Source organism: Bradyrhizobium sp. DOA9, assembly GCF_000617845.2.
In the GTDB taxonomy this organism is placed as follows: domain Bacteria; phylum Pseudomonadota; class Alphaproteobacteria; order Rhizobiales; family Xanthobacteraceae; genus Bradyrhizobium.
Map to the genome: position 1 here is coordinate 253,018 of NZ_DF820426.1, position 13,446 is coordinate 266,463.

Below are 13,446 nucleotides of genomic sequence, written 5' to 3' on the forward strand. Positions count from 1 at the left end.
CCATTCTCGAGGTCCAAGCAATGTTCAAACGATCGGCCGTTCACTATGGCCGCGCGCCGGAGCCCGTCGCGCCCTACCAGCGCGGAGCTCAGGTCTGGGATGATCGCATCAGCGCGGCACGCGTCCAGGCCAAGAACTGGCCGCTTATGACGTTCGGTTGCCTGATCCTCTCCGGAGGCTTTGCCGGCGCTCTGGTCTGGCAATCGGCGCACGGCACGATCACGCCGTGGGTGGTCGAGGTCGATCAATTGGGCGAAGCCAAAACCATTGCTCCGGCAAGTGCCAGCTATCAGCCAACGGACCCTCAGATGGCGTTCCATCTGGCGTGCTTCATCGAGAACGTTCGCAGCCTGCCGATGGACGGGATCGTTCTGCGGGAAAACTGGCTGCACGCCTACGATTTCACGACCGACCGCGGCCCATCTCACTCAACGAGTACGCGCGCACCAACGATCCCTTTTTCCAAACTGGGAAGGACCCAGATCGCCATCGAGGTCTCGAGCGTTATCCGGGCATCACCTGAAAGGCTTTCGTCTCGCCTGGATCGAACGGCGCTATGACAACGGTCAGCTTGCCGGGACCTTGGAGCGCGATCTCACGATCATTCTCGAGACACCACGCGATTTGGATTGCCTGCGGAAGAATCCCCTCGGGATTTACGTCAACGCCGTCAACTGGTCGAAGGAGCTGGGCTAGCGGTGAGGTCATCTCACATTCCGCCGTCGAAACACGTCCTGCCCGGATTGCCTTTGGCCATGCTGATCTGCGCATCCGCCCTTTCGGGATGCGCCATGTTCAAACCGCCGCAAATCAGCTATGATAGCGGGGTTCCAGCGGCGCCTGATCTGCCGGCGCTCGCCGATGCCAACGTCCTCTGCATTTGCCGCCCGCATGGAAGCCGGCGCGCGGCGGCAAGAACGCCGAGGCAAAGGGGCCCGCCGAGCGCATCGAAGTTGCGAACGATGCCGCACGCGTGCAGCCCCGCCAGGCGGGCTACTTCAGCGCGGTGCAGGCGTTTTCCTTTAGCCCGGGCGCTCTCTACCATATCTATGCCGCACCTGGGCAGGTTACGGACGTCGCTCTCGAGCCTGGTGAACAGCTGATCGGCTCGGGGCCGCTCCCAGCGGGCGACACGGTCCGCTGGGTCGTCGGAGATACCGAAAGTGGCAGCGGCGACACCCGGCGTGTCCACATCATGATCAAGCCGACCCGTGTGTCACTTGAGACCAATTTGGTCATCAATACCGACCGGCGCACCTACGTCCTGGAGCTGCGTTCGCGCGAAAAGCCCTATATGCCCTCGGTCGCCTGGTTCTATCCGGAGCAGCGCGCTAGCCGCTCTCAAGCGCTGCCCTTGACGCCCCTCATTCCCGACCTTGCCGCGCGGCGCTACCGCTATGCATTCGAGGGCGATAGTCCGCCCTGGCGCCCGGTCAATGCCTACGACGACGGCCGAAAGGTCTATATCGAATTTTCGCCGGGCATTGGCCAGGGCGAAATGCCGCCATTGTTCGTGATCGGATCTGACGGCAAGGCCGAGCTCCTCAATTATCGCGCCTTCGGCAACGTCCTGATCATCGACCGCCTATTTGCCACGGCAGAATTGCGATTGGGTGAGGAAAACCAGAAAAAATCCGGATCGTCCGAACCAACGGGAGGCCACTATGAATGACGCTGGGCCGGCGGATCACCCGCCGCAAGATGCTCCTCGCTTGAAGAACTCCGAAGAGATCGCCGAGACGCTCCGGCTGCGGCCCGAGCGCCCCCAAGTTGTACGCCTCTCGCGCAAGGTTCTCGCGGCAGGCAGTGCTGGTGTGCTCGTGCTGATCTCTGGCGCGGTGTTTTGGGCTCTGCAGAAAAAGCGACCACATGTCCCCGCGGCGGGGGAACTCTACGCGACCGAACATCACAAGGTAGCTGATCAGCTTGCGTCGCTGCCCAAGAACTACACCGAAATCCCCGCGGGCGTGCCGCGCCAGGGTCCGCTTGCCGGGCGACCTTGGACGTCCGATCGTAGCGGCACAGACGACGTCGCAATCCAGTCCCCTCGGCATCGACGCCGAACAGCAGCGCGCATAGCAAGAGAGCGAGGCGGCGCGAACCAACAAAGTGTTCGTCAACACCAATGTCCGGCTGCAGCCTTCTCCTCCACAATCGAGTGAGGCCACCGCGAGCATTTGCCCAGAATGCTGAGGACCGGAAACTGGCCTTCGTCAGCGCAACCGTCGATCGCCCGACGAGCCCAGATCGCCTGGCAAGACCTGCGTCTCCCTTTGTCATCCAGGCCGGGACAGTGATCCCGACCGCCCTCATAACAGGAATCCGGTCCGATCTTTCAGGTCAGATCACGGCCCAAGTCACGGACGCGGTGTACGATTCTCCGACCGGGAGAGTTCGCCTCGTCCCTCAGGGAGCAAGGCTGATCGGCACCTAAGATAGCCAGATCGCATTCGGGCTATCACGTGTGCTCCTGGTCTGGACTCGTCTGATCATGCCAAACGGACGCTCGATCGTCTTGGACGGTCGTGTCCCGAGGAGTGGTGTAGCTGATCAGCAAAGCCGCCCGGACGCGCGCCCTCCCATAGCGCCGTAGCGGGCGGGCGGCTTTGCGGGTGGTCACCGATGGTTCGTCGGTAAGGTTTGGATTGCGACAGCCAACCTGATTCGAGGAACCACCGATGACCGACGACATGATGAACCTGCGCACGCTCGTGGAAAAGACCCCTGATGCGGATCTGCTGCGCGAGATGATCGGCTTTGCGGCCCAGCGCCTGATGGAGCTGGAAGTGGAAGGCCAGACCGGGGCCACCTACGGCGAGAAAAGCCCCGAGCGTCTGGCCCAGCGCAACGGCTACCGCGACCGGACCTGGGAGACCCGAGCCGGCACGGTCGAGCTGCGCATTCCCAAGCTGCGCAAAGGCTCCTACTTCCCGGGCTTCCTGGAGCCGCGCCGGATGGCCGAGAAGGCGCTCACGGCCGTGGTGCAGGAAGCCTATGTGCAGGGCGTCTCGACCCGCTCGGTCGACGATCTGGTGCAGGCGATGGGCATGAGCGGCATCTCCAAGAGCCAGGTCTCGCGGCTGTGCGCGGAGATCGACGACAAGGTGAAGGCGTTCCTCGCCCGGCCGATCGAGGGCGACTGGCCCTATTTGTGGATCGACGCGACCTACGTGAAGGTGCGCCAGAACGGCCGCATCGTCTCCGTCGCGGTGATCATCGCGGTCGGCGTCAACAGCGATGGCCGCAGAGAAGTGCTTGGAATGGACATCGGCCCCTCCGAGGCCGAGACGTTCTGGACGGCATTCCTGCGCAAGCTTGCGCGACGCGGCCTGCGCGGCGTCAAGCTGGTCGTCTCCGATGCCCACGAGGGCATCAAGGCCACCGTCGCCAAGGTGCTCAATGCCTCCTGGCAGCGCTGCCGCGTGCACTTCATGCGCAACGCGCTGGCGCATGCCGGCAAGAGCGGCCGTCGCGTCGTCTCCGCCTTCATCGCCACCGCCTTTGCCCAGGATGACGCCGAGGCCGCACGGACGCAGTGGCGCAAGGTCGCCGACCAGCTTCGCCCCAAGCTGCCCAAGCTTGCCGCCTTCCTCGACGAGGCCGAGACCGATGTGCTCGCCTACATGACGTTCCCGCCCCAGCACCGAACCAAGCTGCATTCCACCAACCCGATCGAGCGCCTCAACGGCGAGATCAAGCGCCGGACCGAGGTCGTCGGCATCTTCCCCAATGAGGAAGCCATCGTCCGCCTCATCGGTGCGATCCTGCTCGAACAGAACGATGAATGGGCCGTCCAGCGTGCCCGTTACATGACGCTGGAAACGATCGCTCCGTTGAGCGATGATCCGACCGTCAGCCTTCCGGCAATCGCCAGCTGACCAATCCGGCACTCGCCGGCGAACGCGGTCATCCACCGCCAGCTACACCACCAACTGGGACACGATCTCTTGGACCGGCAGCAGGGTGCGGACGCTGCAGGTTACTCCGGCCTTGAGGATGAGGTCGACAACCATTGGAAACAGCTCTTGGGAGCTGCTGCGCTTTCCACTCAGCTGGCGATGGCACGGAAGTCAACTCGGGGACAGACGTGAACGGGGCAAACAGCGACATCATTCAGGCGCTGCGCCGCGGGGCAGGAGACTCGGCCAACCAAACGGGTCAGCAGCTGGTCGGCCGCAATCTCAACATCCAGCCGACATTGACGGTGCGACCGGGCTTTCCAGTCCGGGTGATCGTCAACCGCGACCTGCTGCTCGAGCCTTACAGAGGATGAGGACATTGCCGAAGCTAGAACTCGGTACGATCGAGGATGACAAGCCGATCAAGGTCACGCATGAATTGCCTGCAAGCGTGCACGGCAACCTTGCCGCCTATGCCGAAATTCTTGCAAGGGAGACCGGCCAGCCGGCCGTCGACCCAGTCAAACTGATTGGTCCCATGCTGGCACGCTTCATGGCGGCTGACAGAAGCTTCCCCAAGGCTAGGAGGGCTGCTCAACGTCCCGGCGGTGCTGAGCCATAGCGGCTGGACGCCATGTCCAGGAACGCGGCGAGCGCCGGATTTTCATTTTCACCTCGCCGATAGGCAGAGAATTGCAAGCAGCTTGGACCGGCCTCGTCGCGCAGCTCACGGTAGACGAGCCCCGCGAAATTCGCCCCGATATCGGACTCCAACACGAGGCTGATACCTGTCTTCATGCTGATCAGGCCTTTGATGATGCCGTGGCTGACGTAGTGTCGCTCGATCTTGGGACGGTCTTGAGGAGAGACAAGTTTCGACGTCAGAAGAGCTTCGAATTCGGTTCCTGGGTCGTAATGGCTAAGCAGCACCGTTTCTCCGCGCAGGTCGGTCCAGTAGACGACTTCACGGGCTGCGAGCGCATGGTTTTGGGGGAAGACGATAAGAACCCGCTCACTCCACAGCGGCAACACCTGGTTCTCCAGCAAGGGCAGACTGCCTGTGACAATGAGGATATCCAGCGCGCCGTTGCGCAGCGCCGTGGCGAGCCGCGTTCGCGAGCGCTCGGAGGTCACGACGTCTATCAGCGGAAACCTCCGGCTGAATTCAGTCAGGGAGGCCTGCAGATTGCCTGCCGAGAGCGAGGTGCAGAACCCGATGGCGAGGCGCCCGGCCTCGGAATTCTGAACCGCCCCTGCGTTTGCGACCAGCGCGTCGAACTCTTCAAAGATGGCCCGCGCCTGTCGCAAAATGCCGAGTCCCGCACGCGTCGGACGCACGCCGCTCTTACAGCGTTCGAAGACGGCGATGCCAAGATGGTGATCGAGCTCATCGATCCGGCGGCTGAGGCTTGATTGCTGCGTTCTCAGAAGATCGGCGGCCTGTCGCAGGCTACCGCAATCGGCTGCTGCAATAGCGGATCTCAGGTGTTTAAGTTCAATGACTCTGCAAGCCTGAAGCGAAGGCTTTCGTCTGCGGGAATTTTGCATCTTCGGGAAAGAATAGCTTCTGTCCGCCTGACGTTCAGCGATTCTGCCGGTCGCGTTGCGCAAAGGCCTACGCGGCGGCTCCGAGGACAGGAGCCCAAAGCACCGGGCCTGAGATACGTCCCGCCTTGCGGATCCGCTCCAGCGCATCGGTCGGCACCTCAAGATAACCGGCAACGGCCGTGGTGCTGCCGAGGGCACGGGACTTTCCAATGCGGCAAAGGGGCCAGCCGGCTCGCCGGAGAATGCGCTCCATGCGGGCATCGGTCACGGTGACTATCTTGCAAAGCCGTTGGGAGAGACCGAATTCAATCATGGCGGCGAAAAGCTCGTAAGTCGCGGCGGCAAGCCCGCCACCTGCCTTCGCCGCGTCAGAGGGAACGTCCAGCGCAAAACGGCTGCTCTCCCAGATCTCGCTGCTTCGGGGCGCCGGCTGACCGTCCAGAAGAACCGGGAACGTGTCTCGCAACATGGTCGCTCCCGTCGAGGGCAGAAGGCGAACACACCCTTGAAGCTGGCCTTCCTGAGATCGCAAAAGGAGATGCACCGGCCGAGCGATGTCAAACTCGTCAACCTCCATGTCACCGCTCACCTGGACCTCCCAATCGAGGCGCTGCTTGAACACCCGATAACGCAGACGGCCCATCTCGGCGAGTTCCGGGACGAACTCGCCGTAATATTCCGGTTTGATCAGCAGCATCATGGTGCGCTCCGTGCTTTGTTCGCAAAGCAAAGCAGAGGCCTGTTGCCGCCAAAACCTGTGCAGGTGCACAGGGGGTCCGTAACCTCGGCTCGATAAACGATTCGATTCGTTCAGGATCAGCCAGTGACGGGCCAGCAACGACATGCGCAGTACTGATCTTCGTCGAACCCTCTCGAAATGGAATGCGGCCGAAGGTCGCGAAAGGGCACAGTTTGCCATGACCGTTCGAAACCGCCAGACGCTGCTCGTGAACGATCGCAATTTTCATCCTTCGCGGGCGCAGCCCAACTGTTATGTCCGGGACAGGAGCCAAGCGGTTGCAACTCGCCGCCAGGACGACTGGGTCATTCTCCCCAAATGATCGCGCCATCATTGGAACATCTCGACCGTCTTCTCGAATTGACAGGCAGTCAGGCTCACTCCTGCCATCTTTGTCTTGACTGCTGCCTCTTCGTTTCCCTAGGAAGCGCCGACCTCGCAGAATGCCCACCATCGCGATCAGGAACCAAAATGAGCCACATATCCCGGCATCCGGCCGATCGCGTGACGATACCATCTCTCCGCCTGTGGAGAGAGCAGGGGCGGCGGATCGTGATGACGACCGCCTATGACGCGGTTGCTGCGCGCATCGCTGATCCCATAGTCGACATCATCCTTGTTGGCGATAGCGTCGGTAACGTGTGCCTTGGCTTCGACAACACGCTGCCGGTCAGCATGGCCATGATGCAACATCATTTGGAGGCGGTCGCCCGAACAAAGCCGCGCTCGCTGCTTGTGGCCGATATGCCCTTCCTCAGCTTTCATCTCAGCCCGCAAGAGACGATCCGGAACGCGGGCGGCCTGCTCCAGCGCGGGGCTGACGCCGTCAAGCTCGAGGGCGGCGCCAAGCGTGTCGAAATGGTTCGCGCACTGGTCGATTGCGAAATTCCGGTCATGGGCCATCTCGGCCTCACTCCACAGAGCGTCAACGTCATGGGCGGCTTCAAAGTGCAGGGACGAAATGCCGACGACGCCCTGCGTCTGCTCGATGATGCCCATCGTCTCCAGGCCGCGGGATGCTTTGCACTTGTGCTGGAGGGCATTCCTTCCGAGCTGGCGGGGCGGGCGACCGAATCACTCACCATCCCGACAATTGGTATTGGAGCAGGTCCCGCCTGCTCCGGGCAGGTGCTCGTATTCCATGATGTCTTGGGATTGATCGAAGGACATCGGCCGAAATTCGTTCGTGCCTATGCTCACGGCTTCCAGCTCTTGCGCGAGGCGCTGTCGATCTGGGCAGAAGACGTACGCCAGGGAAGCTTCCCGGGCACGAACGAGTCGTATCGGCTCCCGGAGGAGCTCGCCGAAGAGCTCGCCCATTGGGCGCCGCCCGGATCGCATTGACGGACAGCGCCATGAAGACCATCACCAGCATAGCGGAATTGCGGTGCCTGATCGCGCAGCCGCGCCGGACGGGCAAACGCGTCGGATTCGTGCCGACAATGGGCTATCTCCACGAAGGCCATCTGTCGTTGGTGGAGGCGAGCAGGGCACGATCGAACCTCACCCTGGTGAGCATTTTCGTCAATCCCACTCAGTTTGGACCGAACGAGGACCTTGACGCCTATCCGCGGGATTTCGCGCGCGATGAGCATCTCTGCCGCGATGCTGGTGTGGACATCCTGTTTGCGCCGAACGCCCGCGAGGTTTATCCGGCCGGCTTTGAAACCTACGTCGAGCCGGGCGATCTGACAAAGCCACTATGCGGTGCCGTTCGAGTTGGACACTTCAGAGGGGTGGCAACCGTTGTCTGCAAGCTGTTCAACGTGGTGCAGCCTGACGTCGCGTTCTTCGGACAAAAGGATTTTCAGCAGTGTGCCGTCGTGCGTCGCATGACGACCGATCTCAACCTTCCGATCGAAATCGTCCAGGTGCCGACTGTCCGCGAACCGGACGGGCTGGCGATGAGTAGCCGCAACCGCTATCTGCTTGGGGGCGGAACGCCTGCGGGCCGCAGGAATTAGCGGCGCGCTGTTCGCGGCCGCCGCGGCCTTTCATGCCGGCGAGCGAAACGCCGAAGTGCTGATTGCGATAGCGCAGGAGAAGCTGAACGACGTCGATCGCGTGCAATACCTTGAGCTCGTTGATTGCCGGACGCTCGGTGCCGCCACGAGCCCGCTGCAACATAGCGCGGCGCTGTGTGTTGCAGCCTATGTCGGCTCGACAAGGTTGATCGACAACGTGATCCTGTCGTTGCCTTGATCCACCTGCGGGACAACGCAAACGGCGCGCTGGGTCGATCCACGCTTCGTAAGGCTGCCAATGGGCTATTTTGGTCCCATGGGCCAGCGGCAATCGGTGACCCAGGATCAACACTGATCAACTGCGGCAGGGCGGTCATCGCGCGTCCCTGACTGCTATCCTTGTATGTTCGCGCCGCCAGACGGGCTACGGCCTGGCAGATGGTGCGAACACCAAGTTTGGCGGACGTTGTCGAGATCAAATGCTGCGGTTCGCCGTGAGATTCCGAGGATCGCGCCAACGTCGCCAATGGATTTGCCGCGAGACGACCATTCAAGGCCCTGGAATTCGCGGGGAGACAGCGACACGCCGTCGATCATCCGATCAGGCGTACATTTCTGCTTGGCATGCGCGTGGAAATACCAGGCGATGACCTCCAGGACTTCGGCCCGCTGATTTATCGAGCGTTCGAAGCCAGCTCGCTTTAGATCCGTCGCAAACGTTACGATCGCGACCTCACCCCCGTTGCCGTGGATCGGTATCGTAAATCCATGCCGAATGCCGAACCTGCTCGCTTCTTCCAATAGCTCCCGCTCGGATTCAGAACAGACCGGCGACCCCGAACGAGGCCCCATTTGAACGGTTTGGAGTCCGCAATAGCCTTGCGAACAACAGGATCAACAGCCTCATAGCGCTGAGATAGTGAGCGGTCCAGCATGCCGGATAGGTGGAGATCAGTCTTGGGCTGCCGCTTGGCTGTCGAGGCAAGCTGAGATAGGCGAAAGAAGAGAGATCCAGCTTGCGGGCGACCTCGGCCATGCTCTCTTGCAGAGCATTTTGGCTTCTGCTCTCGATCAGCCGCTCGATAAACGTCGGAATGGTATGCGTCATCTTCGGTTGGAGGCGTTTATGTCAGCAATGCTGTTTTTAGCTGTCGCGTCTCTGCGTGCGGTTCAGACTCGCGCTATCCCAACAGGGTGTGGTGCAGGGCGTTGCAATCGATGTGTATTTAACGTTCTCGGTTGTCGCTCTACTGCGACTCCAAATGCATCTTTAAGGCGAGTTTAAGATGGCGAGAAAAGTATGGCTGTTTTTTGCACCGCTCGGGGGCAGTCCGGCGCTCGGCGCCCCGCCAGCTCCATGAGCACCACCTTGTCTGCGTGCCGTCCTAACAGAATCAAAATCCTGCACGAATTGGGCGTAAATCGCTGCATTTCTGCGCTACCTGTCGCTCCGCCACGCAGGATTGCACCACATCTTTGATTAGAAGTGCGCATCCAGCAGGGAGATGGCAGATGAAGGTGGGTGTTCCCAAGGAAATCAAGACGCACGAATATCGTGTGGGTCTCACCCCGGGAGCAGTCCGGGAGTATGTCGCCGCTGGCCATAACGTGCTGGTCGAGACGAACGCAGGCGCCGGCATAGGTTCGACGGATGACGACTACCGCCGCGCGGGTGCAACGATTCTCGACTCGGCTCGCGCAATCTTTGCCTCAAGCGAGATGATCGTTAAGGTCAAGGAGCCGCAGCCTTCCGAATGGGTGCAGCTGAGGGAGAACCAGATCCTTTTCACCTACCTGCACCTGGCTCCAGATCCAGAACAGGCTAAGGGGCTGCTCAAGTCTGGCTGCACCGCCGTGGCATACGAAACGGTGACGGACGCTCACGGTGGCCTGCCCTTGCTTGCGCCCATGAGCGAAGTCGCCGGCAGGCTCGCGATCGAGGCAGCCGGAACGGCGCTCAAGCGATATACGGGCGGTCGGGGCTTGTTGATCGGCGGCGTTCCCGGTGTTCAACCCGCGCGAATTGTCGTGATCGGAGGTGGGGTCGTCGGTACGCACGCAGCGCGCATGGCTGTCGGGCTTGGTGCCGAAGTCACCGTCATCGACCGGTCGATTCCCCGCCTGCGCGAGCTCGATGAATCGTTCGAGGGGCGGGTCCGCACCAGATTTTCGACGATCGATAGCGTCGAGGAAGAAGTCTTTGCTGCCGACGTCGTCATCGGGGCCGTACTTGTCCCGGGAGCAAGCGCCCCGAAACTCGTCAGCCGCAAAATGCTGGCTTCGATGCGCAAGGGCTCAGTCATCGTCGATGTGGCGATCGATCAGGGTGGTTGTTTTGAAACGTCCCACGCGACGACTCACGCGGAGCCCACATACGAAGTCGACGGCGTCATTCACTACTGTGTGGCGAATATGCCGGGCGCCGTCCCGCTGACTTCAAGCCAGGCCTTGAATAACGCTACGTTGCCATTTGGCTTGGCGCTGGCCAACAAAGGCTTCGCAGCGGTTCTGGAAAATCCGCATCTGCGCGCGGGTCTCAACGTCTACCGAGGCCGTCTCACTTATAAGGCGGTGGCCGAAAGTCTTGGGCTGCCCTTTTCGCCAATCGAACAGGCTGCGGCCTGATCCCAGAGGCCTCCTGTGGGGGCGTTTCCTCCCTGACTTGGCGGGCCACTCCTTCGGGGGTGGCCCCTTTTTCTTTTTGGGTCGGACCAAGCGGTCCGCAAAAGTCGAGTGCGTTACTTCCTGCTGGCGGTGTTTCACTGTTGCCTTATGCACGAGCCAGGCCTTTGGCTCCCGAGGCCCGCTCTCTGCCACCTATGGTGATCCGATCGCGTGCCGGTTGGGATCTAGCGCAGTGACAGAATGCGCGCCGCGATACCAACCCGTTCGTAGGTCACGGATGGAGGATAGTCTCCGCTCGGGCTCATTATCGCGGTTGGGCAGGGAAGAGGACTGGGACTGCGCCTGTGTCTGCTGTTCGTTGATCGGCACGGCGGGCGCATCTCAGTTGGATCAGCCCCTCAACAAGGCGAGATGCGAACCGGACGTACGCCACTTGCGCGGACGGTGGTAGAGTTCCGCCGTGTTTCTGTTGGCCGTCCCGTGACGCAACACGACAAAGAAACAATGGAAGAGCATGGCTCAATCTTCAGAGGGGGGTTCAATTGGAACAGCAAATCCCGTCTTCACCCGGTCCATGATGACCATGGTTTTGAATCCCTTGATGTCCGAGTTCTCGTAAAAGAACCGCCGGGTGAACTGCTCATAATCCTCCATGGTTTGAGACGTAATATAGAGCACGAAGTCCGCGTCACCCGTGACGTAGAAGCCGTTGACGACCTCGGTCGAGGATTTGATGGCCTTCTTGAACTTGTCGATGATGTCCGAACGCTCGCGCTCGAGACTCACCAAGACCAGCATCTGAATAGGTCTACCGACGGCCTTCGGCGAAACGATGGATACATCAGCTTCTATGATCCCCTCGGAGCGCAATCTTTTCAGGCGCCGTTGACAAGCCGTTGCGGAGAGACCGGCCATCTCACCGATGACCTCGGATGTCAGGCGATTATTCTTTTGGACAATCTCCAGAATACGGGCATCGATCCGATCGTATTGCATCATGTGCTTCAGCCTCCAGGCGCATTCCGCCAAAAATCCCTCAGGCGCTGCAGGAAATCCTCGAATCGGGAGGAAAATGGGACGCAAATCTTTGTCCGCTATCAGTATCCTGAATGCATAAGCCATTTCAAGAATTCACGATGCGGGACCCACAATGACCGTTCAGACCATCCGGCAAAAGCCCCCGCACCCAGCCGGCCTCGCGGCCCAGCATTTACAAGCCCTGCGCCGCCGCGACTTCCTCACGGGGGCCGCACTCATCAATGGCCGGTGGATCTCGGGAAATGAGCGAGATCTTGTCGTTGACCCTGCCACCGGAGAAGGGATTGCGGAGGTTGCTCGCTGTGGCGCCTCCGACATAGCTACGGCAATGGCGGCAGCTGAACGGGCGTTTCCCTCTTGGCGCAATCTCTTGCCGGCCGAAAGAGGAGCAATCTTGAGAGCCTGGGCCCGGTTGATGCGCGAGCACACCGACGAGCTCGCAATCATCGTGACGAGCGAACAAGGCAAACCTCTCGCTGAAGCCCGCGACGAAATCGCCTATGGCGCTGGCTTTCTGGACTGGTTCGCGGCCGAGGGCGAGCGCGCCTATGGAGAGACCATTCCAAGCCATAAGAGGGATAGTCTGCTTCAGGTGCGAATGCAGCCAATAGGGATCACGGCGGCAGTGACGCCTTGGAATTTCCCTGTGGCGATGATTACCCGCAAAGCAGGGGCTGCTCTTGCTGCCGGTTGTCCAATTATTGTGAAGCCCGCACCCGAGACCCCGCTATCGGCGCTGGCCCTGGCCAGGCTCGCCGAACAGGCGGGATGCCCGCCAGGCGTGTTTCAAGTGCTCGTTGGTGATCCGGTCGAGCTTTCGAAGCCGCTTTTGGATGATACCAGAATACGGGCCCTTTCGTTCACAGGGTCTACTGAAGTTGGCCGCCTTCTTCTCAGGGGTGCGGCCGAGAGTGTCAAGAAGGTGTCCCTCGAACTGGGCGGCCATGCCCCTTTCCTGGTCTTCGATGACGTTGACATCGATAAGGCGGTCAGGGGTGCGATGGCTGCAAAGTTTGCGACATCCGGCCAGGATTGCTTGGCTGCCAATCGCATCTATGTGCAACGCGGGATCTACAGCGCGTTCGTTGAAACGTTCGCTGCTGCGATGACTCGGCTGAAGGTCGGGCATGGCCTGGAACCTGCGACGGATATCGGGCCCATGACCAAACTGTCGGTCGCCCAAAAGTGCAGATCTCAAATCGACGATGCGACAAAGAAGGGAGCTCGCGCGATCTGCGCAAAGCATGACCCGAGCTTGGGCCTCAACTTCGTGCCCCCAACGCTGCTGCACGACGTCACCGACGATATGCTGATCGCGCGCGAAGAGACCTTCGGACCGGTTGCCGCCCTGATTCCCTTCGATTCGGAAGACGAGGTCATCACCCGCGCGAACAACAATGAAATGGGGCTTGCTGGATACGTTTATACCGACAGTCTGCGCAGGGCGATGCGACTCTCAGAACGGCTCGAGTGCGGCATGGTCGCCGTCAATACACCTTCGTTCACCGGGCCACCCATCCCGTTCGGAGGGTGGAAGCAATCGGGGTTAGGGCGTGAAGGATCTCGCCACGGCCTCTCTGAATACATGGAACTTAAATACGTCTGCATCGGTGATCTGGCGGCTTAGGAGAAC

10 protein-coding genes and 5 pseudogenes are annotated in these 13,446 nt (G+C 60.8%); 11 read left to right on the top strand and 4 right to left on the bottom strand.

Going from position 1 to position 13,446, the window contains the following annotated elements:
• Positions 1-20 precede the first annotated feature (20 nt).
• From trbF to BDOA9_RS34480, 7 genes and pseudogenes are all read left to right on the top strand, one after another.
• Positions 21-560, top strand: coding sequence for a conjugal transfer protein TrbF (gene trbF, locus BDOA9_RS34460; RefSeq protein WP_445291832.1), 540 nt, complete (start codon positions 21-23; stop codon positions 558-560).
• Positions 561-582: 22 nt separating this feature from the next.
• Positions 583-696 (top strand): hypothetical protein, encoded by a 114-nt coding sequence (locus BDOA9_RS40230; RefSeq protein WP_445291833.1) that lies wholly within the window; start codon positions 583-585, stop codon positions 694-696.
• A gap of 59 nt (positions 697-755) precedes the next feature.
• A pseudogene (gene trbG, locus BDOA9_RS34465) lies at positions 756-1,668 on the top strand (P-type conjugative transfer protein TrbG).
• Positions 1,665-2,521, top strand: a pseudogene (locus BDOA9_RS37175) (TrbI/VirB10 family protein); the annotation flags it as partial. The pseudogenes trbG and BDOA9_RS37175, both read left to right, overlap by 4 nt.
• Before the next feature lie 157 nt (positions 2,522-2,678).
• Positions 2,679-3,878, top strand: a complete 1,200-nt coding sequence (locus tag BDOA9_RS34470) for an IS256 family transposase (protein WP_025038502.1) — start codon at positions 2,679-2,681, stop codon at positions 3,876-3,878.
• Between the two features lie 66 nt (positions 3,879-3,944).
• Positions 3,945-4,273, top strand: a pseudogene (locus BDOA9_RS39675) (TrbI/VirB10 family protein); the annotation flags it as partial.
• Between the two features lie 5 nt (positions 4,274-4,278).
• On the top strand, positions 4,279-4,521 hold the full coding sequence (locus tag BDOA9_RS34480; protein ID WP_025038504.1) for a DUF2274 domain-containing protein: 243 nt from the start codon (positions 4,279-4,281) through the stop codon (positions 4,519-4,521).
• Here BDOA9_RS34480 and BDOA9_RS34485 read toward each other — a convergent pair.
• Together BDOA9_RS34485 and BDOA9_RS34490 are read right to left on the bottom strand one after the other, a co-directional pair.
• Positions 4,494-5,447, bottom strand: coding sequence for a LysR family transcriptional regulator (locus BDOA9_RS34485; RefSeq protein ID WP_025038505.1), 954 nt, complete (start codon positions 5,445-5,447; stop codon positions 4,494-4,496). The two genes, BDOA9_RS34480 and BDOA9_RS34485, sit on opposite strands and share 28 nt — an antisense overlap.
• Positions 5,448-5,514: 67 nt before the next feature.
• Positions 5,515-6,147, bottom strand: coding sequence for an acyl-homoserine-lactone synthase (locus tag BDOA9_RS34490; RefSeq protein WP_025038506.1), 633 nt, complete (start codon positions 6,145-6,147; stop codon positions 5,515-5,517).
• A gap of 510 nt (positions 6,148-6,657) precedes the next feature.
• Here BDOA9_RS34490 and panB point away from each other — a divergent pair.
• Positions 6,658-7,530, top strand: coding sequence for a 3-methyl-2-oxobutanoate hydroxymethyltransferase (panB, locus tag BDOA9_RS34495; RefSeq protein ID WP_025038507.1), 873 nt, complete (start codon positions 6,658-6,660; stop codon positions 7,528-7,530).
• Positions 7,531-7,541: 11 nt separating this feature from the next.
• Positions 7,542-8,388, top strand: a pseudogene (gene panC / locus BDOA9_RS34500) (pantoate--beta-alanine ligase).
• A 175-nt stretch (positions 8,389-8,563) separates the two neighbouring features.
• Here panC and BDOA9_RS40235 read toward each other — a convergent pair.
• Positions 8,564-9,258, bottom strand: a pseudogene (locus tag BDOA9_RS40235) (LuxR family transcriptional regulator); the annotation flags it as partial.
• A gap of 404 nt (positions 9,259-9,662) precedes the next feature.
• Between BDOA9_RS40235 and ald the strand changes: the two are divergent.
• Positions 9,663-10,775 carry an alanine dehydrogenase gene (gene ald / locus BDOA9_RS34510; protein WP_025038509.1) on the top strand — a complete coding sequence of 371 codons (1,113 nt, stop codon included), beginning with the start codon at positions 9,663-9,665 and terminating at the stop codon, positions 10,773-10,775.
• 519 nt (positions 10,776-11,294) lie between these two features.
• Here the strand turns inward: ald and BDOA9_RS34515 are convergent.
• Entirely contained in the window at positions 11,295-11,771 is a 477-nt protein-coding gene (locus BDOA9_RS34515) for an Lrp/AsnC family transcriptional regulator (protein ID WP_025038510.1), read from the bottom strand.
• 154 nt (positions 11,772-11,925) lie between these two features.
• Between BDOA9_RS34515 and BDOA9_RS34520 the strand changes: the two genes are divergently transcribed.
• Positions 11,926-13,440, top strand: a complete 1,515-nt coding sequence (locus BDOA9_RS34520; protein ID WP_025038511.1) for an NAD-dependent succinate-semialdehyde dehydrogenase — start codon at positions 11,926-11,928, stop codon at positions 13,438-13,440.
• Positions 13,441-13,446: the final 6 nt, after the last annotated feature.